At 68.5% G+C, this 24,173-nt stretch carries 25 protein-coding genes; 17 read left to right on the top strand and 8 right to left on the bottom strand.

Annotated elements, in window-relative coordinates; all coding sequences use genetic code 11:
* Positions 1-34 precede the first annotated feature (34 nt).
* The 3 genes from ACREYQ_RS28845 (at position 35) to ACREYQ_RS28835 (ending at position 3,874) form a co-directional block, all read left to right on the top strand.
* Complete coding sequence (locus tag ACREYQ_RS28845; protein ID WP_432261374.1) at positions 35-1,693, top strand: phospholipase D family protein; 1,659 nt, start codon at positions 35-37, stop codon at positions 1,691-1,693.
* 88 nt (positions 1,694-1,781) lie between these two features.
* Positions 1,782-2,867 (top strand): Zn-dependent alcohol dehydrogenase, encoded by a 1,086-nt coding sequence (locus ACREYQ_RS28840; RefSeq protein ID WP_432261373.1) that lies wholly within the window; start codon positions 1,782-1,784, stop codon positions 2,865-2,867.
* 74 nt (positions 2,868-2,941) lie between these two features.
* The gene (locus tag ACREYQ_RS28835) at positions 2,942-3,874 is read left to right on the top strand and encodes a LysR family transcriptional regulator (RefSeq protein WP_432261372.1); all 933 of its coding nucleotides are present in this window, start codon (positions 2,942-2,944) and stop codon (positions 3,872-3,874) included.
* Between the two features lie 29 nt (positions 3,875-3,903).
* On the opposite strand, the gene ACREYQ_RS28830 is transcribed toward ACREYQ_RS28835, so the two are convergent.
* Genes ACREYQ_RS28830 through ACREYQ_RS28820 form a run of 3 tightly spaced genes read right to left on the bottom strand, consistent with a single transcriptional unit; the run spans position 3,904 to position 6,727 of the window.
* The gene (locus ACREYQ_RS28830; protein WP_432261371.1) at positions 3,904-4,410 is read right to left on the bottom strand and encodes a DUF6630 family protein; all 507 of its coding nucleotides are present in this window, start codon (positions 4,408-4,410) and stop codon (positions 3,904-3,906) included.
* A 27-nt stretch (positions 4,411-4,437) separates the two neighbouring features.
* The gene (locus ACREYQ_RS28825; RefSeq protein WP_432261370.1) at positions 4,438-5,127 is read right to left on the bottom strand and encodes an ArsR/SmtB family transcription factor; all 690 of its coding nucleotides are present in this window, start codon (positions 5,125-5,127) and stop codon (positions 4,438-4,440) included.
* 43 nt (positions 5,128-5,170) lie between these two features.
* Positions 5,171-6,727 (bottom strand): PLP-dependent aminotransferase family protein, encoded by a 1,557-nt coding sequence (locus ACREYQ_RS28820; RefSeq protein ID WP_432261369.1) that lies wholly within the window; start codon positions 6,725-6,727, stop codon positions 5,171-5,173.
* Between the two features lie 135 nt (positions 6,728-6,862).
* On the opposite strand from ACREYQ_RS28820, the gene ACREYQ_RS28815 reads away from it, so the two are divergent.
* The 4 genes from ACREYQ_RS28815 to ACREYQ_RS28800 all read left to right on the top strand — a co-directional run bounded on the left by ACREYQ_RS28815 (position 6,863) and on the right by ACREYQ_RS28800 (position 10,643).
* A complete protein-coding gene (locus ACREYQ_RS28815; RefSeq protein ID WP_432261368.1) occupies positions 6,863-8,152 on the top strand; it encodes a 4-aminobutyrate--2-oxoglutarate transaminase in 1,290 nt (429 codons plus the stop codon).
* A 54-nt stretch (positions 8,153-8,206) separates the two neighbouring features.
* A complete protein-coding gene (gene gabD / locus ACREYQ_RS28810) occupies positions 8,207-9,676 on the top strand; it encodes an NADP-dependent succinate-semialdehyde dehydrogenase (protein WP_432261367.1) in 1,470 nt (489 codons plus the stop codon).
* Positions 9,677-9,793: 117 nt separating this feature from the next.
* On the top strand, positions 9,794-10,387 hold the full coding sequence (locus tag ACREYQ_RS28805; protein ID WP_432261366.1) for a sigma-70 family RNA polymerase sigma factor: 594 nt from the start codon (positions 9,794-9,796) through the stop codon (positions 10,385-10,387).
* A gap of 40 nt (positions 10,388-10,427) precedes the next feature.
* Entirely contained in the window at positions 10,428-10,643 is a 216-nt protein-coding gene (locus ACREYQ_RS28800; RefSeq protein ID WP_432261365.1) for a zf-HC2 domain-containing protein, read from the top strand.
* Positions 10,644-10,898: 255 nt separating this feature from the next.
* On the opposite strand, the gene ACREYQ_RS28795 is transcribed toward ACREYQ_RS28800, so the two are convergent.
* Positions 10,899-11,027: a helix-turn-helix transcriptional regulator gene (locus ACREYQ_RS28795; protein WP_432262682.1), complete on the bottom strand. Its 129-nt coding sequence runs from the start codon at positions 11,025-11,027 to the stop codon at positions 10,899-10,901.
* Positions 11,028-11,117: 90 nt separating this feature from the next.
* On the opposite strand from ACREYQ_RS28795, the gene ACREYQ_RS28790 reads away from it, so the two are divergent.
* The 3 genes from ACREYQ_RS28790 to ACREYQ_RS28780 are packed head-to-tail and all read left to right on the top strand — an operon-like array spanning position 11,118 to position 12,887.
* The gene (locus ACREYQ_RS28790; protein WP_432262697.1) at positions 11,118-11,948 is read left to right on the top strand and encodes a hypothetical protein; all 831 of its coding nucleotides are present in this window, start codon (positions 11,118-11,120) and stop codon (positions 11,946-11,948) included.
* Entirely contained in the window at positions 11,945-12,406 is a 462-nt protein-coding gene (locus ACREYQ_RS28785) for a hypothetical protein (RefSeq protein WP_432261364.1), read from the top strand. Before ACREYQ_RS28790 ends, ACREYQ_RS28785 begins: the two co-directional genes overlap by 4 nt.
* Positions 12,378-12,887 carry an ImpA family type VI secretion system protein gene (locus ACREYQ_RS28780; protein ID WP_432261363.1) on the top strand — a complete coding sequence of 170 codons (510 nt, stop codon included), beginning with the start codon at positions 12,378-12,380 and terminating at the stop codon, positions 12,885-12,887. The genes ACREYQ_RS28785 and ACREYQ_RS28780 overlap by 29 nt, the downstream gene beginning before the upstream one ends.
* 105 nt (positions 12,888-12,992) lie before the next feature.
* Here ACREYQ_RS28780 and ACREYQ_RS28775 read toward each other — a convergent pair whose 3' ends face one another.
* Positions 12,993-13,337 (bottom strand): hypothetical protein, encoded by a 345-nt coding sequence (locus ACREYQ_RS28775; protein WP_432261362.1) that lies wholly within the window; start codon positions 13,335-13,337, stop codon positions 12,993-12,995.
* 286 nt (positions 13,338-13,623) lie between these two features.
* Between ACREYQ_RS28775 and czcI the strand changes: the two genes are divergently transcribed.
* The 4 genes from czcI (at position 13,624) to ACREYQ_RS28755 (ending at position 19,834) form a co-directional block, all read left to right on the top strand.
* Positions 13,624-13,998: a cation efflux protein, CzcI family gene (gene czcI, locus ACREYQ_RS28770; protein WP_432261361.1), complete on the top strand. Its 375-nt coding sequence runs from the start codon at positions 13,624-13,626 to the stop codon at positions 13,996-13,998.
* Between the two features lie 89 nt (positions 13,999-14,087).
* Positions 14,088-15,359 carry a TolC family protein gene (locus ACREYQ_RS28765; protein WP_432261360.1) on the top strand — a complete coding sequence of 424 codons (1,272 nt, stop codon included), beginning with the start codon at positions 14,088-14,090 and terminating at the stop codon, positions 15,357-15,359.
* Between the two features lie 16 nt (positions 15,360-15,375).
* A complete protein-coding gene (locus ACREYQ_RS28760; protein WP_432261359.1) occupies positions 15,376-16,644 on the top strand; it encodes an efflux RND transporter periplasmic adaptor subunit in 1,269 nt (422 codons plus the stop codon).
* 13 nt (positions 16,645-16,657) lie between these two features.
* The gene (locus ACREYQ_RS28755; RefSeq protein ID WP_432261358.1) at positions 16,658-19,834 is read left to right on the top strand and encodes a CusA/CzcA family heavy metal efflux RND transporter; all 3,177 of its coding nucleotides are present in this window, start codon (positions 16,658-16,660) and stop codon (positions 19,832-19,834) included.
* A gap of 16 nt (positions 19,835-19,850) precedes the next feature.
* Here the strand turns inward: ACREYQ_RS28755 and ACREYQ_RS28750 are convergent, their stop codons facing one another.
* Positions 19,851-20,234 (bottom strand): hypothetical protein, encoded by a 384-nt coding sequence (locus ACREYQ_RS28750; RefSeq protein ID WP_432261357.1) that lies wholly within the window; start codon positions 20,232-20,234, stop codon positions 19,851-19,853.
* 255 nt (positions 20,235-20,489) lie between these two features.
* On the opposite strand from ACREYQ_RS28750, the gene ACREYQ_RS28745 reads away from it, so the two are divergent.
* The 3 genes from ACREYQ_RS28745 to ACREYQ_RS28735 are packed head-to-tail and all read left to right on the top strand — an operon-like array spanning position 20,490 to position 22,776.
* A complete protein-coding gene (locus tag ACREYQ_RS28745) occupies positions 20,490-21,635 on the top strand; it encodes a cytochrome P450 (RefSeq protein WP_432261356.1) in 1,146 nt (381 codons plus the stop codon).
* A gap of 17 nt (positions 21,636-21,652) precedes the next feature.
* Positions 21,653-22,009, top strand: a complete 357-nt coding sequence (locus ACREYQ_RS28740) for an antibiotic biosynthesis monooxygenase family protein (protein WP_432261355.1) — start codon at positions 21,653-21,655, stop codon at positions 22,007-22,009.
* Between the two features lie 11 nt (positions 22,010-22,020).
* A complete protein-coding gene (locus ACREYQ_RS28735; RefSeq protein WP_432261354.1) occupies positions 22,021-22,776 on the top strand; it encodes a sulfite exporter TauE/SafE family protein in 756 nt (251 codons plus the stop codon).
* Positions 22,777-22,836: 60 nt separating this feature from the next.
* Here the strand turns inward: ACREYQ_RS28735 and ACREYQ_RS28730 are convergent, their stop codons facing one another.
* Together ACREYQ_RS28730 and ACREYQ_RS28725 are read right to left on the bottom strand one after the other, a co-directional pair.
* Complete coding sequence (locus ACREYQ_RS28730; protein ID WP_432261353.1) at positions 22,837-23,586, bottom strand: carbonic anhydrase; 750 nt, start codon at positions 23,584-23,586, stop codon at positions 22,837-22,839.
* 326 nt (positions 23,587-23,912) lie between these two features.
* A complete protein-coding gene (locus ACREYQ_RS28725) occupies positions 23,913-24,113 on the bottom strand; it encodes a DUF3606 domain-containing protein (RefSeq protein ID WP_432261352.1) in 201 nt (66 codons plus the stop codon).
* Between the last annotated feature and the right edge of the window lie 60 nt (positions 24,114-24,173).

The following is a 24,173-nucleotide window of genomic DNA, read 5'->3' as shown; positions in this document are numbered from 1 at the left end:
CCCCATCCCATCCCGGCGCAGGGAGGCTCCACGGATGTTCCAGACGCTCCGCCAAGATCCGTTCGATACCCGGTCGCGCGGCGCCGGTCCGAGCCGTGGCCGGCGTTGGTTCGCGGCGGTCCTGATGGGGCCTGCGCTGGCGGCTGCGCTGCTGGCAGGGTGCGCGAGCCTGCCGGCGTCGGCGCAGCGCGCGCCCTCGACCGCCCTGGTCAACACCAGTGACACCCCGCTGGGCAAGGTGCTGGCGCTGCGCCTGGCGCAGCGCCCCGGCGAGTCGCTGTTCTACCCGCTGTCGTCCGGGCCCGATGCACTGGTCGCGCGGCTGGCCATGGCGCGCGCCGCGCAGCGCAGCCTGGACCTGCAGACCTATATCTTTGAAACCACCGGCACCGGCGCCGCCGTGCTGGGCGACATTCTCGATGCCGCGGACCGCGGCGTGCGCGTGCGGTTGCTGCTGGACGACATGCACACGGACGGCATGGACAAGATCCTGTCGGCCATCGATTCGCATCCCAACATCGAGGTGCGCCTGTTCAATCCGTTTGCCAGCCGCAGCGTGCGCTGGCCGGAAATGCTGGCCGGTTTCAAGCGGCTGGACCGGCGCATGCACAACAAGTCGATGACGGTGGACAACCAGATGTCGCTGGTGGGCGGGCGCAACATCGGCGATGCGTACTTCTCCGCGCGCACCGACGTGGATTTCAGCGACCTCGATGTGTTGATAGCCGGACCCGCCGTGCCGCAGGTGTCGGCCGTGTTCGACGAGTACTGGAACGATCCGTCGTCGTATCCGGTGGTGGCGCTGATCCCCGCAGGCAAAGAAGCGCCGGTGGAGATGCGCAGCCTGCGCAAGGGCCTGGAAGCGCTCGGCGACCAGGCGGTAGCCAGCCCCTATGTGCAGGAGCTGCTGGGGTCGGGCCTGGCCAAGGCCATCGAGAGCGGCCATATGCCCGCCTATAGCGGCAAGGCCGTGGTGGTGTCCGACAAGGCTGCCAAGATCACGCACCAGACCGACGACGATCCCGGGGACGCCACCGCCCGGCTCGAGAAGATGATCGGCGGCGCACAGAAGGAAGTGTTGCTGATCTCGCCGTACTTCGTGCCGGACGACGACGGCGAGGCCTGGCTGATCGCCCTGGCAAAGCGCGGCATCCGCGTGCGCATCCTGACCAACTCGTTTGCCGCCACCGATGTCAGCGCGGTGCATGCGGGCTATGCGCCGCACCGGCTGGCGCTGGTGGCCGCGGGCGTCGAGCTGTACGAGCTCAAGCCCAGCGCCTACGCCGAACTGGCAAACCGCGGCAAGGCCGCGCGCGGTTCGCGCTCGCGCTCGTGGCTGTCGTCCAGCCGCGCCAGCCTGCATGCCAAGAACTACATCGTCGACCGGCGCCTGCTATTCATCGGCTCGCTCAACATGGACCCGCGCTCGGCCCGGCTCAATACCGAGATGGGCATCGTGCTGGACAGCCCGGCGCTGGCCGAACGCATGATCAAGACCACCGAAGACGTGCTGCTAGACATGGCCTACCGCGTCGGCATGCAGACCGACGGCGACGGCGGCAACCGGCGCCTGACCTGGACCACGCGCGAGAAAGGCCAGCTCATGGTCTACGACAGCGAACCCGGCATGGGCCCGCTGCAGCATCTGGGCATCGGCGTGTTGCGTGCGCTACCGATCAAGGAAGAGCTGTAAACGGGTCCGCAGCGTGGCCCTGCGGCTTTCCCTGCCCCCCTTTTGGGGGTAAGGTCTTCAGCATCGTTGCCTGCCTCAGAGGACGCCCATGAAAGCCGCTGTCCTGCATCAACCCAAGGCCCCGCTGGTGATCGAAGACGTTGCCATCGGCAAGCCCGGCCCGCATGAGGTGCTGGTGCGCACCGCCGCCGTGGGCGTGTGCCACACGGACCTGCATTTCCTCGACGGCACCTACCCCCACCGGACGCCGGCCGTCCTCGGCCACGAGGCCGCGGGCGTGGTCGAGCAGGTCGGCGCCGAGGTGCGCACGGTCAAGCCCGGCGACCATGTGATTAGCTGCCTGTCGGCTTATTGCGGCCATTGCGAGCATTGCCTGACCGGCCACCTGTCATTGTGCGCAGAGCCCGATACCCGTCGGCGCCAGGACGAGGAGCCGCGTCTGATGACGAGCCATGGCAAGACCATGCACCAGTTCCTGAACCTGTCGGCATTCGCTGAACAGATGCTGATCCATGAGCACGCGCTGGTGGCGATCCGGCGTGACATGCCGCTGGACCGCGCCGCGCTGATCGGCTGCGCGGTGACCACCGGCATGGGCGCGGTGATCCATACCGCAAAGGTGCAGCCGGGCGAGACCGTTGCCGTGATCGGCTGCGGCGGCATCGGCCTGGCCACGGTCAACAGCGCTGCCATCGCCGGTGCCGGGCGCATCATTGCCATCGACCGGGTCCCGGCCAAGCTGGAACTGGCGCGCAAGTTCGGCGCCACCGACGTGATCGACGCGGGCCATGCCAATGTGCTGGAGGCAGTGCGCACGCTGGTCGAGGGCGGCGTGCACCATGCCTTCGAAGCCATCGGCCTGAAGGAGACCACCGAGCAGGCCTTTGCCATGCTGCGCCGGGGCGGCACCGCCACGATCATCGGCATGATCGCACCGGGGGTCAAGATCGAGCTGTACGGCAGCGACTTCCTTGGCGAGAAGCGCATCCAGGGCTCGCTGATGGGCTCCAACCGCTTCCCGGTTGACATGCCGCACCTGGTCGATTTCTACATGGCCGGCCGCCTGCACCTGGATGAACTGATCGCGCAGCGCCTGCCGCTGGAGCGCATCAACGATGCCTTCGACGAACTGCGCCGTGGCGAGCTGGCGCGCTCGGTGATCATGTTCGGCTAGATGCGCATCCGGGGCGGTGCGCCATTGTTCGCCCTGTGGGACAATCGCGGCGCACCGCAACCACGAGGCGCCGCATGAAGACAATCGAATGGAAGGACTGGGAGATTTTCTGCCGCGTGGTGGAAGGCGGCGGCTTTACCCAGGGGGCCGAACTGGCCGAGGTGCCCAAGTCTTCTGCCAGCGCCGCGGTGGCGCGGCTGGAAAGCCAGCTCGGCGTGCGCCTGTTCGAGCGCACCACGCGCCGCGTGCGCGTGACCGAACGCGGCCAGCGCTTGTACGAGCGCGTGGCGCCGCTGTTTGCCGAGCTCCATGAAATCAGCGCCGAGGCCGCTTCGGACAGCGCCGAAGTCAGCGGCCTGCTGCGCATCTCCACCCCGTATGAAGTCGGCTCCATGCATCTGTCCGAGAGCCTGACGCGCGTGCTGCGCGCCCACCCGGGCCTGCGCGTGCAGGTCGATGTCAGCTGGGACCAGCCCGACCTGATCCGCCACGGCTACGACCTGGCGTTCGTGATGACCGATACCGCGCTGCACGACACCTCGTTCGCCAGCAAGCGCGTGGTGCTGATCGAACGCGCCTTCTATGCCGCGCCGGCACTGATCAAGGCACGCGGGCTGCCGCGCGCGCCGCAGGACCTGCAGGGCTGGCCCACGCTGGGCAACGCCGACGACCGGCACTGGGAGTTCCTGCGCGATGGCATGGAGATCGCGCGCCTGGATGTCGAGCCGCGCATCGGCACCCATAACGCCGAGCTGCGGCTCAAGGCGGCGCTGGACGGGCTGGGCGTGACGCGGCTGTCGCCGCGCTTCGTTCAGGATGCGGTCGGGCAGGGGCAACTGGTGCGCGTGCTGCCGGGCTATGCCTCGTCGCCGCTGAAGGTCTACGTGCTGATGCCGGCGCGCAAGCATATGCCGGCCAGCGTGCGGGTGCTGCTGGACGTGCTGGAGCAGACGCTGGGGGTGCCGGAGGCGCGGCGCCCCGCCGGCAAGCGGCGCGAGAGCGCTTAGCCCTTGCGCCGTCCGCTCCCGGGCATTGGTCAGTAAGGCTGCCCGGCCGGCCGCACGTCAAAGTGCAGGACCTCGGCCAGATCCAGCATCTCCTCGTCGTCTTCGCTGCGCGTGATCCAGCCGCCGTAGGCATCGCCGCCCGTGTCCCAGTTCCACAGCGTATAGCCGGCCACGCGCAGCTGGTTGTGCGCCAGCTCCATCAGCTCCGGCACGCTGGTGCTGTCCAGGAAGGCCTCGTCCTCGGGGTCGTCGCTGCCCCAGTCGATCTCCAGGTCCATCCGTTCGCACAGCTGGTTCAGGCAGCCGATCAGGGACTGGGCATCCTTCCAGTCGACAAAAAACCCGGACTGCCAGTCGATGACCTCGCGGATCACCCATAGCAGTTCCTGGCCATCGGTGTCATCGTCCTCGGCATCGAGCAGGGCATCTTCAAACATCGACAGCTGCGCCGAGGTCTGTGCGCTGTCGCCAAGGTTGATCAGGGCGAAGAAACGCGCAATCGCGTCCTGCGTGTCGTCGTCCAGGGGTTTGGCCATCTTGATTTCTCCTGTTGCTGTGGTCCGCTATGCCGCGATGCGCATGATCTCGCGTTGGCCCGACGGTGTCACGCGCAACGCGCGCGAGGTGCGCGTGGGCTCGACCCAGCCGCGCGCCAGCAGGCTGCCCAAGAGCGCCGCGCCCAGCGCGCCGCCCAGGTGCGGCTTGCGCTCGCTCCAGTCCGGGCAGGTGCAGGCGAACTGCCGCCGCTTGCGCCGGGCGGCCTCCACGTCCACGCCCAGTCCCACCAGCGCCTGCGCGCCGTCGCCGCTCAGATCCACGCGCGGTCCGTCCAGCATCAGCCAGCCTGAATGTGTCATCCGCTCGAACAGTCCCACGGCCAGCTCGCCCGCAAGGTGGTCATAGCAGGTGCGGGCCTGGCGCAGCGCCGGCGGCGCCGTGCGCGACACCGGCACGTCGCGCAGCCGCGGCGGCTGGCTGGCCAGCGATGCCGATGCCAGCGCCTCGATCGCCACGCCGATTTCCGGCGCCGCCAGACGGTAGTAGCGGTTGCGCCCGCGCGTCTCGGCCACCAGCAGGCCGCCTTCGGCCAGCCGCGCCAGGTGTCCGCTGGTGGAAGAAGCCGACAGCCCGGCAATCAGCGCCAGCTCGCCGGCGGGCCGAGCACTGCCATCCATCAGCGCCCACAGCATGGCCGCGCGGCCGGGATCGGCGAGCAGGCCGGCGAGCTGGCTGATGCCGGGGGTGTAATCCATGGTTCGGCTCCGGATGAAATGTGTCATGCGGAGTATAGGCGGTTCAGGCCGCAAAGCGGCCTGGCCGTTTCGAACGCGGACCCGCAGCCACGGCGGCCCGCGCGAACGCCACGTCGTCGATCGCGTTCGCGAGCGTGTCGAAGGCCGGCCCGATCTCTTCCTCGGGCACGCAGGCGTAGCCAAGCAACAGTCCCTGCCTGGCGCGTTCCGGATCTGTGTAGTAGCCGGACAGCGCGCGCACGACGATATCGCGCTCGAGCGCGGCTTGCGTGACCGCGCGATCGTCCGTCCCCTCTGGCAGCGGCATCACCAGATGCAGGCCTGCATCGCCGCCGATGGCGGGCAGGGCGTCGCCGTACCGATGCGCCATGGCATCCAGCAGTGTCTGGCGCCGCTGGCCGTACAGCGCACGCATCTTCCGGATGTGGGAGACGAAGTGCCCTTGCGCAATGAACTCGGCGAGCACCGCCTGCTGCAGCAACTGGCCTTCGCGGTACAGCTCTGCGCTGGCGGTTGCGAAACTTTCGGCCAGAGCCTCGGGCACGACAAGGTAGCCGACGCGCAAGCCCGGAAACAGGGTCTTGCCAAAGCTGCCGACGTAGATCACTTGCCCTGCCGTATCCAGCCCTTGCAGGGAGGCAAGGGGCCGGCTGCCATAGCGGAACTCGCTGTCGTAATCGTCCTCGATGATCCATGCGCCGTGCTGGCGCGCGTACTCAAGCAGCATCCGGCGCCGTGCCAGGCTCATCACCATCCCCAGTGGATACTGGTGCGACGGTGTGACCAGCATCAGCTTGGGCGGTGTGGCGAGATCCTCCGCTGTCGGCGCCATGCCTTCGGCATCGACAGGGACCGGCCTGGTCGTCAGGCCGGATACCTGCAGCACGCTGCGCACGCCCCAGTAGCACGGATCTTCGGTCCAGATGACGTCGCCCGGATCGGTCAGCAGGCGCACCGCGAGATCGACGGACTGGTGGATTCCGGTGGTGATGATGATCTGCTCGGGGGCGCAGCGGACCGAACGCGATGTGCGCAGGTAGTCGGCGAGCGCCACGCGCAGCGACGGCAGGCCGCCGCCCGGCGCGTAGGTCAGCAGGTCGGGACGCGGCCGCCGCCAGTACTTGTTGTGCAGGCGCGTCCACACACGCGTCGGAAAGCGCGACACGTCGGGCACGCCCGGCATGAAGGCGCCGCTTTGCCGCTTTGATACGCCTGCTTGCGCCACCAGGCGCGAGCCGCGCGCGGACAAACGCCGCGCGGCGGCTTGCGGGGCAGCGGGTGTTCCATGCGATGGGCGGGCCGCGTCGCGCGCGCCGACGATTTCATCCGGCGCGCTGTCAGTGACGAAGGTCCCGCGGCCGGTTGCCGAGGTGACATAGCCTTCCAGCGTGAGCTGCTCGTACACCTGCGTCACGGTGTTGCGCGCGATGCCGAGCTCGGCGGCAAGCAGCCGTGACGACGGCATGCGCGTGCCGGCCGGCAGCTCACGGGTCAGGATTGCCTGCTGGACCAGCCGGTGCAGTTGCCGGTAGACCGGCTGCGCGTCGCCGCCGCGAACGAGGCGCTGCGCCAGCCAGTCGGGCAACACGGTCGTGCGCAAAATTGGCTCCTATAAAAATACGGAAATGGCTCTGATCTTTAGGGCCATGTTTGATTATAGTCTCCGTCAGCGGGAGCCGGGCAGGCACCCGGCCGATGGATCCGAACAACCTCTGACCGAACTGACGGAAGAACGATGACCGTGAACAATGCTGATCTGCAAGCTCGCAAGAACGCCGCTACCCCGCGCGGCGTTGGCGTCATGTGCGATTTCTACGCCGAGCGCGCGGAGAACGCTGAACTGTGGGACGTCGAAGGCCGCCGTTTCATTGATTTCGCCGCAGGCATCGCGGTGGTGAACACCGGCCATCGCCATCCCAGGTTGGTGAAGGCGGTGGCGGACCAGTTGGAGCGGTTCACCCACACCGCCTACCAGATCGTGCCCTATGCGTCCTACGTGGAGTTGTCCGAGAAGATCAATGCGCGCGCGCCGGGCGACTTCGCGAAGAAGACCGCCTTCTTCACCACTGGCGCGGAGGCTGTCGAGAACGCCATCAAGATCGCCCGTGCATTCACCGGCCGACCGGGCGTGATCGCCTTCTCCGGCGGCTTTCATGGCCGTACCATGATGGGCATGGCGCTGACCGGGAAAGTGGCGCCTTACAAGATTGGCTTCGGCCCGTTTCCGGGCGAAGTATTCCACGCGCCGTATCCGAATCCGCTGCACGGCGTGACGACGGCGGATTCGCTGCGCGCGGTCGACGCGCTGTTCAAGGCCGACATCGATCCGAAGCGCGTCGCCGCGATGATTTTCGAGCCGGTGCAGGGCGAAGGCGGCTTCTACGCGGCACCTGCCGATTTCGTGCGCGGGCTGCGCAAGCTGTGCAACGAGCACGGCATTCTGCTGATTGCCGACGAAGTGCAGACGGGCTTTGCGCGTACCGGCAAGCTGTTTGCAATGCAGCACCATGACGTAGTGCCCGACCTGACCACGATGGCGAAGAGCATGGCAGGCGGCATGCCGCTGTCAGGCGTGGTCGGCCGCGCCGAGGTGATGGACGCGGCGGCGCCCGGCGGCCTGGGCGGCACCTACGCCGGCAACCCGCTCGCGGTGGCGGCGGCGCATGCGGTGCTGGACATCATTGATGAAGAGGCGCTGTGCGAACGCGCAACGGTGCTCGGCGACAAGCTCAAGGCGAAGCTCGTCGCGCTGAAGGATGACGTACCCCAGATCGCCGACGTGCGCGGCCCTGGCGCGATGGTCGCGGTGGAGTTCTGCAAGGCGGGCACGCACGAGCCGGATGCCGAAATGACGAAACGCGTGCAGGCGCGCGCGCTGGAGCGCGGCCTGTTGCTGCTGGTGTGCGGTGTGTATGCGAACGTCATTCGCTTCCTGTTTCCGCTGACGATTCCCGACGCCGTGTTCGACGAAGCCATCGGCATTCTGGATGAGGTGCTGCAGGAAACGGCGGGCGTGCCAGCCTGAACCTTGCCTGCCAGTACGGCGCCGAACGCGCCCACCCTTCATCGGACACCCATCATGAGCACTATTCAAGAAACGCTTGCACTGAGCGAGCCCGCGCTGTTCCGCCAGCAGGCCTATATCAATGGCGAATGGCAAGCCGCTGCCAGCGGCGAGACGTTTGAAGTCCGCAACCCGGCGACCGGGGCGCTGATCGGCACGGTTCCCGCGCTGGGCGCGGCCGAGACCCGCCGCGCGATCGACGCGGCCAACGCGGCGTGGCCGGCATGGCGCCAGCGCACGGCCAGGGAGCGCGCGGCGATCCTGCGCAAGTGGCACGACCTGATGCTTGCGCACGCGGACGACCTGGCGCTGATCCTGACCACTGAGCAAGGCAAGCCGCTGGCCGAGGCGAAAGGCGAGATCGCCTACGCGGCGTCGTTTATCGAATGGTTCGCGGAAGAGGGTAAGCGTGTATACGGCGACACCATGCCGACGCCCGCCGCCGGCAAGCGCATTGTCGTCACGAAGGAGCCGATCGGGGTGTGCGCCGCGATCACGCCGTGGAACTTCCCGGCGGCGATGATCACGCGCAAGGTCGGGCCGGCGCTTGCGGCGGGCTGTCCTATCGTGGTGAAGCCGGCCGAGGCGACGCCGTTTTCCGCGCTGGCGATGGCGGTGCTGGCCGAACGCGCGGGCGTGCCGGCCGGCGTGTTCAGTGTCGTGACGGGCGATCCGAAGGCGATCGGCGGCGAGCTGACCGGCAACCCGACCGTGCGCAAGCTGTCGTTTACCGGTTCGACGCCGGTCGGCCGGCTGCTGATGGCGCAATGCGCGCCGACCGTGAAGAAGGTGTCGCTTGAGCTGGGCGGCAACGCACCTTTTATCGTGTTCGACGATGCGGACCTCGATGCGGCCGTGGAAGGTGCGATCGCGTCGAAGTACCGCAACAGCGGCCAGACTTGCGTATGCACGAATCGCTTCTACGTGCACGAGCGCGTGTATGACGCCTTCGCGCAGAAGCTGGGCGCCGCGGTCGGGAAGCTGAAGGTGGGCCACGGCACCGAGCCGGGGGTGGTGCTCGGGCCGCTGATCAACGAGGCTGCAGTGCAGAAGGTCGAGGCGCATCTCCAGGACGCGCTGGCCAAGGGAGCCCGGCTGTTGACGGGCGGCAAGCGGCACGCGCTGGGGGGCGGCTTCTTCGAGCCAACCGTCTTGACGGGCGTGACGCAGGCCATGAAGGTGGCCAGGGAAGAGACCTTTGGCCCGCTCTCGCCGCTGTTCAGGTTCTCATCAGACGAAGAGGTAATCCAGTACGCGAATGACACCGAGTCCGGCCTGGCGGCGTACTTCTACAGCCGCGACATCGGGCGCGTGTGGCGCGTCGCGGAGGCGCTTGAATACGGCATGGTGGGCATCAACACCGGCCTGATCTCAAACGAGGTTGCGCCGTTCGGCGGCGTGAAGCAGTCGGGGCTGGGCCGCGAGGGCTCCCACTACGGCATCGACGACTACGTTGTGATCAAGTACTTGTGTCTGGCCGTATAAGCAGCGTGCCGCCAGCAGGCCACATCGGCCAGCTCACGCTTGCACGTGCCGGGTGAGGGATAAGGCGCGGCGCGGGTATCATGGCGCATCGCCCAGGCAACCGCGCCCCGATTTCCGATGAGCCTTGATCCTGCCGAACTCCAGGCCATACGCCCCTACCTGCTGCGTTTTGCCCGCCTGCAGCTGCGCGACGACGCGGTGGCCGAGGATGCCGTCTCGGACACGCTGCTGGCCGTGCTGGAGCACCCTGAGCGCTTCGCCGGCCAGTCCGCGCTGCGCACCTACCTGGTCGGCATCCTCAAGCACAAGATCATCGACGCCCTGCGCAGCGGCAAGCGCGAGGTCAGGCTGGCGCTGGCCACCGATGCCGAGGGCCAGCCGCAGTCCGACGACGACGCCTTCGACGCGCTGTTCACGCGCAACGGCCACTACCAGGACCCCCCGTCCGACTGGGGCGACCCGGAGCGCGCGTTCGAGCGCCGCGAGTTCTTCGAGATCCTGCAGCTATGCGTGGACCGCCTGCCCGAGCGCACCGGCCGGATCTTCATGATGCGCGAGTGGCTGGAGCTGGACACCGAAGAAATCTGTCAGCATTTGCAGATCAGCGCGACCAATGCCTGGGCGATGCTCTACCGCGCCCGCATGCGCCTGCGCGAATGCCTGGAACTGCACTGGTTCGGCCAGCGCGGCCGGCCGGGCAAGGCCGGCTGAGCCTGTTTCCGCACACGCAACGGATAAGCCACTGACCAACATGCCAGATTCCCGCCCTTCCCGCTCCGCGCGCCGCCTGCTGCCGAACTGTGAGGAGGTGCACCATCTCACCATGAAGGGCCTGGACCGGCCGCTGTCATGGGGGGAGCGGCTGCGCATGCGCGCCCACCTGGCGATCTGCGACGCCTGCACCAGCTTCAGCGCCCAGATGCGGACCCTGCGCGAGGCTATGCGCAGGCTGGGGCGCGATGATTGACAATCCTCCACCGCGGCGCCGATCCGCTGATCACAAAATCCCACGAATTACTGATGTTTCGAGAACTCACGGCAGCGTTAGCTAACCGGTGTCTCCGCGCAGGCGGGGACCTGGTGGCTTTATCCCCGAAGGGGACGTGAAGACGCTGGATTCCCGCCTGCGCGGGAATGACGGTGGGCGGGGATTCTTCGCTGCACGGCAAGGGATCCCGCCGAGTGCAGCGCAATGGCGGAAGCGGCGGGGCGGCGCCCCGCCTCAGGTCAGCACGCCATAGGCGCGTGCTTCGAAGATGGCCTGCGTGCGCGTCTTGACCGCCAGCTTCTTGTAGATATTCTTCACGTGCGACGCGATGGTCAGCCGCGACAGCGACAGTGCGTCGGCGATCTCGCGGTTGGTCGAGCCCTTGTTGATGAAGACCAGGATCTCGGTCTCGCGCGCGCTGAGCAGCGGCTTTGCGGCGGCGGCTTCAGCCGGGTGCTTGCCGACTACCGCGGCATCGTCGGGGCGATCGGCACGCAGCAGGAACTGCTGGCGGCCGGCAAGGGCGGCTGGATCAGGCAGCCGCAGTTCGCGGCGGGCACCGTCTACGAGCGCACGCTTGCGCTTGCCGCGCAGAATCGCCTGCTTGGCGAGGACGCAGCGGCACGTGCGCGCGCACGCGCGGAAAGCGGTTTCCAGGCCCTCACCGGCGAGCTGGCACAGCGCTTCAGCGGGCCCGACAGCGGCATCGCCTGGCAGGACAAGGACGGCCGCTACGTGGTCACGCCCGAGCGGCTGGCGCTGCGCGGCCGGCTCGCCGCGCTGCTGAACCAGCCGTTCATGGCGCCGCCGCGCGACCTGGCGCTGCCGAGGGTGCCAGCGGGATCGGCGGTGCTGTGGGACCGCCAGCAGCTGGACCAGGCCATTGCACTGGGGGATATGCGCAAGCGCTTCCTGGACGAGGGCCTTGCGGGCCTGCCCGGCGCATGGCGCGATGCGATCGCGCAGAACGTCGACCAGCAGTTTGCGCGGCTGGTGACGGACCAGGTCGCGGCCGCGGCCATCCTGGCGCCGCTGCCGGCCGACGGCGGCAGTGCGGGCTTCGAGGCGGCGCTGGGCCGCATCGCGCGCATCAAGGCCATGCTGAGCGACATGCATGCCATGTCGCGCGTGGATGACCTTGATGTGCTGGTCTCGCGCGATGCGCTGGCACGGCTGCGCGCCGTGGACGAGATGCTGCAGCAATCCGAAGTTTCGACCAGGTCAGGACGCTGCTTGCGCCGCTGTATCCGGCCGAGGAGGGCGCGCCCGCGGGCTATGACGTGAGCGCGGAGTTCCGCGTCAACCGTGGCGCGGAACTGGCCGGCAACCAGATCATCGACTGGACCCTGGCGATCGGCGCGCAGAGCCTGTCGATGCGCGATGCACCGCGCTCGCTGCACTGGGACTACGGCAATCCTGTCACGCTGACACTGCGCTTTGCCAAGGATTCGCCGATGGTCGCGTTGCCCGATGCCGAGCAGCGCACATTGGCTACCGACGGCAAGACCCTGACCTGGCGCTTTGCCGACCCGTGGTCGCTGCTGTCGTTCATTGCGCGCCACCGCATCGCGGATCCGGGCGAGCGTGCCGACAACGCGGCGCAACTGCTGCGCTTTGACTTCCCGCTGGGCAGCGCCGCGCCGGACCTGACGCCGGCGCCCCGGCCATGTGCCGCTGCTGCAGCGCGCGCAGCAGGCGCCCGACCGCCGTGGGTTGGACACATTGTGGCGCGACCTGCATGACGCCAGCGCCGAATGGGCGGCGTTTGACCGGCGCATCGACGCGCTGCTGGGCGCGCAGGCGCCAAGCCTGGCGCGCGTGACGGACAGCCTCGCGCGGCTGGTGCGGGCGGTGGCGGTGCTGCGCGGGAACGAAACGGCCAGCGGCTACGCTCACGGCGGCGGGCCCGTCGCCATGCCGGCGGCGGCCGGCAGCCATGGCGCCGCGGACGAGCCTCGGCCGATGCCGGTCTTGCCCGCCGCGCTGCCGGAGCAGACCGCCATGCTGGGGCGCGGCCGCATCGAGGACCGCGCGCACGCCTACCGGTTGATCCGGGACGTGGCCGACTACCTGGCGCGCCAGGAGCCGCACAGTCCTACGCCTTACCTGCTGCGGCGCGCGGTGCGTTGGGGGCAGATGCCGCTGGCAGACCTGATGCAGGAGATCCTGCGCGAGGAGGGGGATATCGGACGGTATTTTTCGTTACTGGAGAACCAGGAATAGGGCGGCGCCCCAGTGGCCTGTGGCTAGTGCGCCGGCTGGGGCGCGACGAATGACAAAAGGCCAGCGCTTGCGCTGGCCTTTTTGCTGGTGGGGTGCGGACATCGCTCAGGCGCGGGCGCCTTCCCCGTAGGGATCGAACTTGCCGGCACGGCTGCCTTCGGTAAAGGTGTCGAAGCTGCGCGCCGGGGCGGCCGACACGCCGCTGCGGTCCAGCCCGGCCACCTTGCGGGCGCCGTCAACGAACGGATCGAACTTGCCGGCGCGGGCGCCGTCGGTGAACACATCATGGCTGCGGAAATCATAACCATACTTGTCGCCCGGCACGGTGCTGCGCAAGCTGTAGCCATACTTGTCGCCGGGCAACTGCTCGGCGGCGGTGGCGGCTTGCGCGGCGCCCAGGGCGGCCAGCGACAGGAGCAGGGCGGTAGCGAGGCGGGTGGTCTTGGTCATGATGGTTCTCCTTGAGTTTATTGAATTTGTCAGAAGGCGTTGCGTTGTGTGCGTGCCGTTCATGTACAGAACTATAGGAGCCCATCCGGGGCGGAAACAGGCCAGTTGCCGGATAACTTGTTCAAAAATATTGAATTTAGATGATGGGGTGGATACGGCCCGTGGCATGACGCAAATGTAATGACCCCGTCGCCGGAATGGCCGGCGCGGCTCGGTTACACTTGCGGCTCGCTGCTGTCCCCCCGTCGTGATGCCGGGCGCCAAGGCAGCGCAGGCTCTCCCATTCATGCAACGGCTTATCCTCATTCTTCTTGCGCTCGTCCTGCCGCTCCAGTTCGCCTGGGCGGGAGCGGCCGCGTATTGCCGGCATGAGGTGGCGGGTTCGGCCAAGGCCCATCTCGGGCACCATGAGCACCAGCACAAGGCTAACGGCGGCAAGCAGGACAAGGCCGCGGGGCAAGCCGAGGACAACGCCAAGCTGGGCGTGCCGGATCCTGACTGCGGCGTCTGCCATATCGCCTCGCTGCCGTTCGCGCGGGCCGACGCGCCCGACGTGCAGACCATGCGGCGCGTGGAGCTGGCGCCACCGGCGCCGCAGCCAGGCTTCTCTTCGCACAGCGCGCGGGCGCCCGACCGTCCGCAGTGGCCGCGTCTCGCTTAGCCGGCGAGACGACTCCTTCCTGATCCCCCTGAGTTCCTGACGTCAGGCGTCTCGCCGAATTCCCCCGGTTTCTTTCCTGGTGCAATTCGATGCGAAGACTTTTGCTGCCGCTCGGGCTGGCGGCCGTTCTATCCAGCCCGATCCACGGCGTCGCGCAGACGCTGCCCCCTGCCATGGCGCTGCCATCGGCATCCCCGCCCGCCCTCGGGCAAGAGCCTGCCGGCACGCTGACGCTGGACGCCGCGCTGGCGCTGGCCGAAGCCGGCAGCTTCATGCTGTCCGCCGCCGGCAAGGAGCTTGACGCCACCGAGGGCGAAGTCACGCAGGCGCGCGTGCTGCCCAATCCCGAGCTGGCGGTGTTGATGGAAGACACGCGCAAGGCCTCGCGCTCCACCACCGGCCAGATCAACCTGCCGATCGAACTGGGCGGCAAGCGTGCCGCCCGCATCGGCGTGGCCGAACGCGGGCGCGAGCTGGCGCAGGCGGAACTGGGCAGCGCGCGGGCCGAACTGCGCGCCGCCGTGATCGCGCGCTTCTTCGGCGTGCTGGTGGCGCAGGAGCGCGTCAAGCTGGCCGAAGGCTCGGTCGGCATCGCCAGCAAGGCGGCCGCCGCAGCCGGGCGGCGCGTGGCCGCCGGCAAGGTCGCGCCGCTGGAAGCAACGCGCGCCCGGGTCGAGCAGGCCAACGCCGAACTGGAGCTGGCCGAGGCCACCGGCGCGCTGCAGTCCGCGCGCCAGTCGCTGGCGGCGCTGTGGGGCAATACCGCGCCGCGATTCGCGCAGGCGCGGGGAGATCTCGATGCGCTGCCGTCGCGGCCCGCGCCGGCGGCATTGCAAGCGGCGCTGGAAGACTCGCCGCTGCTGGCGGCAAGCCGCCTGTCGGCCGAGCGCAGCCGCGCTGAAGTTGCCGTGGCGCGCAGCCGCCAGTACCCCGACGTGACCGTGAGCCTGGGTGCCAAGCGCGACAACGAGGCCAACCGCAATATGGCCGTGCTGGGCGTGGCGATTCCGCTGCCGCTGTTTGACCGCAACCAGGGCAACCTGTACGCCGCCCTGCGCCGCGCCGACCGCGCGCAGGATGTGCATGCCGCCACCCGCATCCGCCTGGAGGGCGAACTGCAGCAGGCCTCGACGCAGCTGTCGGTAGCGCGCGCCGCGGCGCAGACGCTGCAGGCCTCGGTGCTGCCCGCGGCGGAGCAGGCCTATGCCGCCGCCTCGCGCGGGTTCGAGGCCGGCAAATTCAATTTCCTCGATGTGCTGGACGCCCAGCGCACGCTGTTCCAGGCGCGCATCCGCTACCTGGACGTGCTGGCCCGCACCTATGACGCGGCGGCCAGCATCGACCGCATCCTCGGACACTGATACGGAAGCTGCAGACATGGCAATGAGCAAGCAACAACGGGCCGCCGTGGCGGCCATCCTGGTCGCGGGGCTGCTGGGCGGCGCGGCGATCCTGTTCACCGGCAAGGGCGGCAACGCCAGCGGCGAGGCCGGGCACGGGCATGCCGGGCAAGGCGACGAGTCCGAACACGGCAAGGAAGGCGAGAGGGCCGCCGCACATGCGGACGCCAGCGCCCCTGCCGCGCAGCCGGAAGCCGAAGACAAGCCGCATCTGATCGCGCTGACGCCCGCGCAGATCGAGCAGGCCGGTATCGGCGTCGCCACCGCTGCCGCGGCGCCGCTGCGCAGCAGCGTCGACTTCCCCGGCGAGATCCGCTTCAACGAGGACCGCACCGCCCACGTGGTGCCGCGCGTGGCAGGCGTGGCGCAGGCGGTGCCGGCCAACCTGGGCCAGCAGGTGCGCAAGGGCGAAGTGCTGGCGCTGATCGCCAGCACGACGCTGGCCGAGCAGCGCAGCGAACTGCTGTCGGCGCAGAAGCGCGAGGCGCTGGCGCGTGCCACCTATGCGCGCGAGAAGACGCTGTGGCAGGAGAAGATCTCCGCCGAGCAGGATTACCAGCAGGCGCGCACGGCGCTGGAGGAGGCGCAGATCGCGGTGCAGAACGCGCGGCAGAAGCTGACCGCGATCGGCGCCACGGACAACGATGCGGCCAAGGGCGGCAGCCTGAACCAGTTCGCATTGCGTGCCCCGTTTGACGGCATCGTGGTCGAGAAGCACCTGGCCCTGGGCGAAGCGGTCAAGGAAGACGCCAGCGTCTTCACCGTGTCCGACCTGAGCTCAGTGTGGGCGGAGTTTGTGGTTGCAGCCCGCGACCTCGACCAGGTCCGTGTGGGCGAAGCGGTCACGGTGCGCTCGACCGCCTCGGACACGCAGGCCGAGGGCAAGGTGTCCTACGTCGGTGCGCTGCTGGGCGAACAGACGCGCACGGCCAAGGCGCGCGTGACGCTGGCCAATCCCGGCATGGCCTGGCGCCCGGGGCTGTTCGTCACGGTCAGCGTGCTGGGCGCGCCCGCGCAGGTGCCGGTGACGGTGGCGGCCGACGCGGTGCAGCAGGTCGACGGCCAGAGCGTGGTGTTCGTGGCGGTGCCGGGCGGGTTTGCAGTGCAGCCGGTCAAGACCAGACGCACCGGCGGCAAGCTGGTGGAGGTGACCGAAGGCCTGCAGGCCGGCGCGCGCTACGCCACCGCCAACAGTTTCATCCTCAAGTCCGAGCTGGGTAAAGCCAGCGCCGGGCATGAGCACTGAGCGGGAGGCGCGCATGTTCGAACGCCTGATCCGCTTTGCCATCGAGCAACGCTGGCTGGTCCTGCTGGCGGTGCTGGGCATGGCCGCGCTGGGCCTGTACAGCTACACCCGGCTGCCGATCGACGCGGTGCCCGATATCACCAACGTGCAGGTGCAGATCAACACCGCCGCGCCGGGCTATTCGCCGCTGGAGACCGAGCAGCGCATCACGTATCCGGTCGAGACCGTGATGGCGGGCCTGCCCGGCCTGGAGCAGACCCGTTCGCTGTCGCGCTACGGGCTGTCGCAGGTGACGGTGATCTTCCGCGACGGCACCGATATCCACTTTGCGCGCCAGCTGGTCAACCAGCGCATCCAGGAAGCGCGCGACAAGCTGCCCGCCGGCATCACGCCCGCCATGGGGCCAATATCAACCGGGCTGGGCGAGATCTACCTGTGGACGGTCGAGGCCGATCCCGGCGCGCGCAAGCCGGACGGCACGCCCTATGCGCTGTCGGACCTGCGCGAGATCCAGGACTGGGTGATCCGCCCGCAGCTGCGCAACGTGCCCGGGGTGACCGAGGTCAATGTCATCGGCGGGCACGCGCGCGCCTACGTGGTCGCGCCCAGCCTGGAGCGCATGGCGTCGTATGGACTGTCGCTGGCCGATGTGGTCGGAGCGCTGGAGAAGAACAACGACAACGTCGGCGCCGGCTATATCGAGCGCCGCGGCGAGCAGTACCTGGTGCGGGTACCGGGGCAGGTGCGGTCGCTGGACGATATCCGCGACGTGATCGTCGGCACCGCACAGGGCCAGCCGATCCGCGTGCGCGACGTGGCCACCGTGCAGACCGGCGGCGAGCTGCGCACCGGCGCGGCCACCGAGAACGGCCGCGAGGTGGTGCTGGGCACCGTGTTCATGCTGATCGGCGAGAACAGCCGCACGGTGTCGCAGGCGGTGGACCGCAAGATGGCGGAGATCAACCGCACGCTGCCGGCGGGGGTGAAGGCCGTCACGGTGTATGACCGCACCACGCTGGTCGACAAGGCCATCGCCACGGTCAAGAAGAACCTGCTGGAAGGCGCGGTGCTGGTGATCGCCATCCTGTTCCTGTTCCTGGGCAACCTGCGCGCGGCGCTGATCACCGCGCTGGTGATCCCGCTGTCGATGCTGTTCACGTTCACGGGCATGGTGCATTACCGCATCAGTGCCAACCTGATGAGCCTGGGGGCGCTGGACTTCGGCATCATCGTCGACGGCGCCGTGGTGATCGTCGAGAACTGCGTGCGCCGGCTGGCGCATGCGCAGGAACGCCACGGCCGGCCCCTCACGCGCAGCGAGCGCCTGCATGAAGTCTTTGCCGCGGCGCGCGAGGCGCGCCGGCCCCTGCTGTATGGGCAGCTGATCATCATGGTGGTGTACCTGCCGATCTTTGCGCTGACCGGCGTGGAGGGCAAGATGTTCCACCCGATGGCCTTCACCGTGGTGCTGGCGCTGCTGGGCGCGATGGTGCTGTCGGTGACCTTTGTGCCGGCGGCGGTGGCGCTGTTCATCGGCAACCGCGTGGCCGAGCGCGAGAACCGGCTGATGGCCTGGGCGCGCCGCCGCTACGCGGTGCTGCTGGAACGCTCGCTGGCGGCGACGCCGGTGGTGCTGACCTTTGCCGGCGTGGCGGTGGCGTTGTGCCTGGCGATCGCCACACGCCTTGGCAGTGAATTCGTGCCCAGCCTCAATGAAGGCGACCTGGCGATCCAGGCCCTGCGCATCCCCGGCACCAGCCTGACCCAGTCGGTGGCGATGCAGCAGCAGGTGGAAACCGCGCTGAAGGCCAGGTTCCCGCAGATCGAGCGCGTCTTTGCGCGCACCGGCACCGCGGAGATCGCCTCCGACCCGATGCCGCCGAATGTCTCCGACGGCTACATCATGCTCAAGCCGATGTCCGAGTGGCCCGAGCCCCGCCGCACGCGCGACGCGCTGATCGCTGCGATCCAGGACGAGGTCGGCAAGCTGCCGGGCAACAACTATGAGTTCTCGCAACCGATCCAGCTGCGCTTCAACGAGCTGATCTCGGGCGTGCGTTCGGACGTGGCGGTCAAGGTGTTCGGCGACGACAACACCGTGCTGGAGCAGACCGCCAACCGCATCGCGGCGGTGCTGCAGGACATCCCCGGCGCGGCCGAGGTGAAGGTCGAGCAGACCACCGGCCTGCCCATGCTGACGGTGCAGATCGACCGCAACAAGGCGGCGCGCTACGGGCTGAACCTCAGCGATATCCAGGATGCGGTCGCGATCGGCATCGGCGGCAAGGTGTCGGGCACCTTCTTCAGCGGCGACCGGCGCTTCGATATCCTGGTACGGCTGCCGGAGGCCGTGCGCGAGGACGTGGATGCACTGCGGCGCCTTCCGGTCCCGCTGCCGAAGGAGGCTGCCGCGCGCACCAGCTATATCCCCCTGAGCGAAGTCGCCAGCGTGGAGATCGCGCCGGGTCCCAACCAGGTCTCGCGCGAGAACGGCAAGCGCCGCATCGTCGTCAGCGCCAACGTGCGCGGGCGCGATATCGGCAGCTTCGTGCCCGAGGCCGAGGCGGCGATCCGCGCGCGCGTGCCGATCCCGGCGGGCTACTGGACCAGCTGGGGCGGCACCTTCGAGCAGCTGCAGTCCGCCACCGCGCGGCTGCGCGTGGTGGTGCCGCTGGCGCTGGGCCTGGTGTTCGTGCTGCTGTTCGCCATGTTCGGCAACGTCAAGGACGGGCTGCTGGTCTTCACTGGCATCCCGTTCGCGCTGACCGGCGGCATCCTGGCGCTGTGGCTGCGCGGCATCCCGTTGTCGATCTCGGCGGCGGTGGGCTTTATCGCGCTCTGCGGCGTTGCGGTGCTCAACGGGCTGGTGATGCTGTCGTTCATCCGTTCACTGCGCGAGGAAGGCCATGGGCTTGACGATGCCATCCGCAATGGCGCGCTGACGCGCCTGCGCCCCGTGCTGATGACGGCGCTGGTGGCATCGCTCGGCTTCGTGCCGATGGCGCTGGCTACCGGCACGGGTGCCGAGGTGCAGCGGCCGCTGGCGACGGTGGTGATCGGCGGCATCCTGTCGTCGACGGCGCTGACCTTGCTGGTGTTGCCGGTGTTGTACCGGCTGGCGCACAGGAACGATGAGCCGGCGGCGCAAGCGGTGAGCGCGGAAGCGGAGCTGGCGCGAATGGATGCCTGAAGACCCCCGTCGGCGTTCATTGCTGAGCACCGGGGGGCAGGACGCTCCATCCCGAGGCCCCGCTCGACGTAGTCCTGCGCTGGCTCCTCAGGACACCGTTCTCGTCGAACTCGAACAGGACGGTGGAGGACCGGATCTCGCCGCCGGCAAACAGCGGCCCGATAAACGGAATAAAGCTCTCGGGGTGGGGCTTGGAAGTCGCGAACGAATAGACCAGAATCATCGTCCCGTTGCGCAGCGTCGCACGGGACGAAGGCGTCCCAAGCTGTGCGGTGACTTCGTCAAGGGTGGAGAAGCCGGGCAGGAAGTTTGACAATTGCTCGGGCTTCACGTCGACGCCCGTTGATACGCATGCCGCCAACATGATGCCGGTCACAAACAGTGCGTGAACACGCTTCATGTCGTCACCGCCGTACTTGGTCTGGCGTGACTGGCAACGTAGGGAAGGCCAAGTGCCAGCGTGGCCGCACATGGCGTCCGGCACGCCGTGCTCAAAGCATACAACCATTTGCCGGCACGCAGCGCCGGCGGCCGCATTCGATAGTTCACGCCGCCATGAATCTTTGGTTCGGCTCCCGGGGGCATGATGCGAATGTGCGCCCGACGTTGCGGCGCTGACATCGTCACACTGCCCAGACATTTCACTCGCGCCTCCATGACCCAGACCGCCCCCGTTGCCGGCATTGCCGAGATCGACCCGCTCAGCGCCGTCACCCATCCCGACCCTTATCCCTACTATCGGGAACTGGCTGCCAGCCTCCCGTTTTTCCGCGATAAGGGCCTTGGCCTGTGGGTGGCCGCCGGACGGCGTGAAGTCGCGGCCGTGCTGGCCCACCCCGACTGCTGCGTGCGCCCGTCCGCGCAGCCGGTGCCGCCGTCGCTGGCGGGCACTGCCGCGGGCGAATTGTTCGGCCAGTTGGTGCGCATGAACGATGGTGCCGCGCATGCGCCGCTCAAGGCCCTGCTGATGCCGATGCTCGCGGGCATCGACCCGGACAGCGCGGCGCAGCGGTCCGTGGCGCTGGCGCGGATGCTGGATGCCGGTGAGGCCGCCCGCAACGCGATGTCCGGCAAGGACATCAACCGCTGGCTTTTCACGCTCCCCGTCGTGACGGTTGCTGACCTGCTGGGGCTGCCTGTTGCGGGTGACGGTGGCAAGGCGGTCGAAGTCGCGCAGCGTGTCGCGGCGTTTGCCGCGGCACAGTCGCCATTAGCCGATGGGCAGGCGGTGGCAGCCGGCGCGCAGGCCGCGCAATGGCTGGGCCAGTGGCTTGCCGACGCAGCGCCCGGCGACGGTCCGCTGCCCGCGCTGCGGGAAGCCGCCCACGGCGCCGGGATCGCCCCGCAGGCTGTCGCCGCCAACATCATCGGCTTGCTGGTGCAGGCTTGCGAAGCGACCGCCGCGCTGGCGGGCAGCACATTGCTGCGGCTGGGCCGCGGCGAGCCGCAGTGGGAGGCGCCGCTGGACGTCGTGGTGGCGCGGGTTGCGCGGGACGATCCGCCGGTGCAGAACACGCGCCGCTTCCTGGCTGCCGATGCGCAACTGTGCGGCCACGCCGTCAAGGCGGGCGATGCGGTGCTGGTGTTGCTGGCCGCGGCGTCATGCAGCGGCCCTGCCGACGGTGAGCGGGCATGGACCTTCGGCCACGGCCGCCATGCCTGTCCCGGCGACCGGCTGGCGCAGGCGCTGGCTGCCGCCACGGTAGCGGCGCTGCGCGCGCGGGGCGTCGATCCGGTCGCGCTGGCGCGGGCATTCCGCTATCGTCCGTCGCTGAACGCGCGCATTCCGCATTTCCTTTGATCACCCGGGAGACAAACATGATCGCCGTCATCTTCGAAGTCGAGCCCGCGCCGGGCCGGCAGGACAACTATCTCGACATCGCCGCGCACCTGCGCCCGCAGCTGGAAGCCATCGACGGCTTTATCTCGGTGGAGCGTTTCCAGAGCCTGATCAATCCCAACAAGCTGCTGTCGCTGTCGTTCTTCCGCGACGAGGCCGCGGTGATCGCCTGGCGCAATACGCTGGCGCATCGCCAGGCGCAGGCGGCCGGGCGCGGCGGCGTGTTTGCCGGCTACCGGCTGCGCGTGGCGCAGGTGCTGCGCGACTACGGGCTCGACGAGCGCGGCGAGGCGCCGGCGGACAGCCGCGCGGTGCACGACCACAAGGCAGGCTGAGAAAGGGGGCGATGACGATGGCATCGATCGGCACTCAGGCCGCCTTTATCGGCATGACGTTCCTGCTGGCGGGGTTTGTCAAAGGCGTGGTGGGCCTGGGCTTGCCCACGGTCGCGGTGGGCATGCTGGGGCTGGTGATGCCGCCCGCGCAGGCGGCCGCGCTGCTGGTGGCGCCGTCGATGGTGACCAACGTGGTGCAACTGTTCAGCGGCCCGCGCTTCGGCCTGCTGGTGCAGCGGCTGTGGCCGATGCTGGTGGCGATCTGCGCCGGTACCTGGCTGTGCGCGGCGCTGGTGCCCGCCGGCATGATGACGCATGCGACCGCCGCGCTGGGCGTTGCGCTGGTGCTGTACGCGGTGGTCGGGCTGGCGGCGGTCAGGCTGACGGTGCCGGCTCGGGCGGAGTGGTGGCTCGGCCCGCTGGTCGGGCTGGTCACGGGCGGCATCACCGCAGTGACCGGCGTGTTCGTGATCCCGGCCGTGCCCTACCTGCAGGGACTCGGGCTGGACAAGGAAAGCCTGGTGCAGGCGCTGGGCCTGTCGTTCACGGTGTCGACCATCGCGCTGGCGGTGAGCCTGGCCATGGGCGGGTCGCTGCTGCACATGCCGGTGCTGGGTGCATCGGCGCTGGCACTGGTGCCCGCGCTTGGCGGCATGTTCCTGGGCCAGTGGCTGCGCCACCGGATCAGCGCCGAACGCTTTCGCAAGCTGTTCTTCTGCGGGCTGCTGGTGCTGGGCGGGGAGCTGGCGATGCGGGGGTTGTCCTGAGCACGCAGCGGGGTTGCGCCCTCTTCCGCGTGCAAAGAGGGCGCAAACAGGGCGCAGTTTTTAGCGACTGACCCGAACCGTGCGCCCGTTCAGCGGCTGCACCGGGCGCGCGTTCATCGGATACAGCGCGCGGAACGCCGCCAATTGCGCCGGCGACACTTCAACCGGGGTCCTTAGCACCTGCCAGCGCACGTCCTCGCTGCACGGCGGCGTTGTCAGCGAACCGGTGAAGGCCCAGTACGCCTGGCTTGCCGGCAGCAGGGTTGCCACATCCAGCGGCGCGGCCAGTTCGCGCGACTCGCCGGCCTTGGCCGGCAGGCCGGCAAAGACCGGCTGCAGCGCCGCGTTCTCGCGGCCGGACTTGAACAGCACGGCCACCACCGCCAGCTTGCCTTCGGCATTCTGGTGTACCAGGTGCGCGACCAGCGGATAAGTCTTGCCGTTGATCTTCTCTTCGCTGGGCGTGTGGAAGTGGAACTGCAGCAGCTTGTAGGGCACGCCGTCCAGCTCGATCTGTCCAGCGGCGGGCAGGTTGACCTGCACGGTATGGCCGTTGTTGACCACGGTGCCGGGCGCCGCGGCGTAGCCAAAGCCGATCGGCTTCAGGTCCGCGGGCCGGGCCTTGCCGGTGCGGATATCGATGGGCGACTGGTGCTTGCCCAGTGCGCAGGTCTGGTAGTCCTGGTCCAGCTCGGCCCAGTGGCTGGTGCCGGTTGGTCCCGTGTAGCTCCAGTGCGGGTCATTGCCGGCCCACGCGGCAGGTGCAAGCAAGGTGGCGCAAAGCGTGAAAATCGGCAGCCTGTTGTTCATTCTCGATGCGTCCTAGTGTTGGCAACCCCTTGTTTTCCGACATGGTGTTATCAAGCTGTCCCAGTCTTGAGTGCCGGGTCGTTGCCCGGGCCGGAAATCATGCAGCAAAACTGCCGTCCAGCGAATAAGGTATTGCTGAACTCCGGTCTGCACTGCGTTTAACAGGAGTACGGGCTGCATGCACGCTCACGATTGATGCGTGCTGCGCATGCCGTCATGGAACGGACGCAGGGTGGACATCTCACGTGGCAAGCCGGGGGCGCAGGGCGCCACAGACATCCCCACCCAGGCGGGGATGTCTGCCTGCCACCGTTAGTCTCGGGATTTCAGCCAGGCCGCGCGCCGGCCTGTTTCGATTCCAGTTGCGCGCGCACTGCGGAGATATGGTCGCCTGCTTCATCGACGGCGATTTCCAGGTCGCTGGTGCTGCAGCCCAGCTCCCGGCACCAGTACTGCACTTCAAGCGGATCCATCAGGTTGATGCGGCCCGGATCCAGGGGCCTGAACTCGCTTGTCTCATGGCTCATGCTTGCCTCCTGTCCGTGTCTCGGCGCGACACAGCCCTTGCATTGTAGGCAGTCATCCGG

This window comes from Cupriavidus sp. TMH.W2 (assembly GCF_050847365.1).
GTDB lineage: Bacteria > Pseudomonadota > Gammaproteobacteria > Burkholderiales > Burkholderiaceae > Cupriavidus.
Note: the sequence above shows the minus strand (reverse complement) of the source record. Positions and strands in the feature narration are given on the sequence as shown.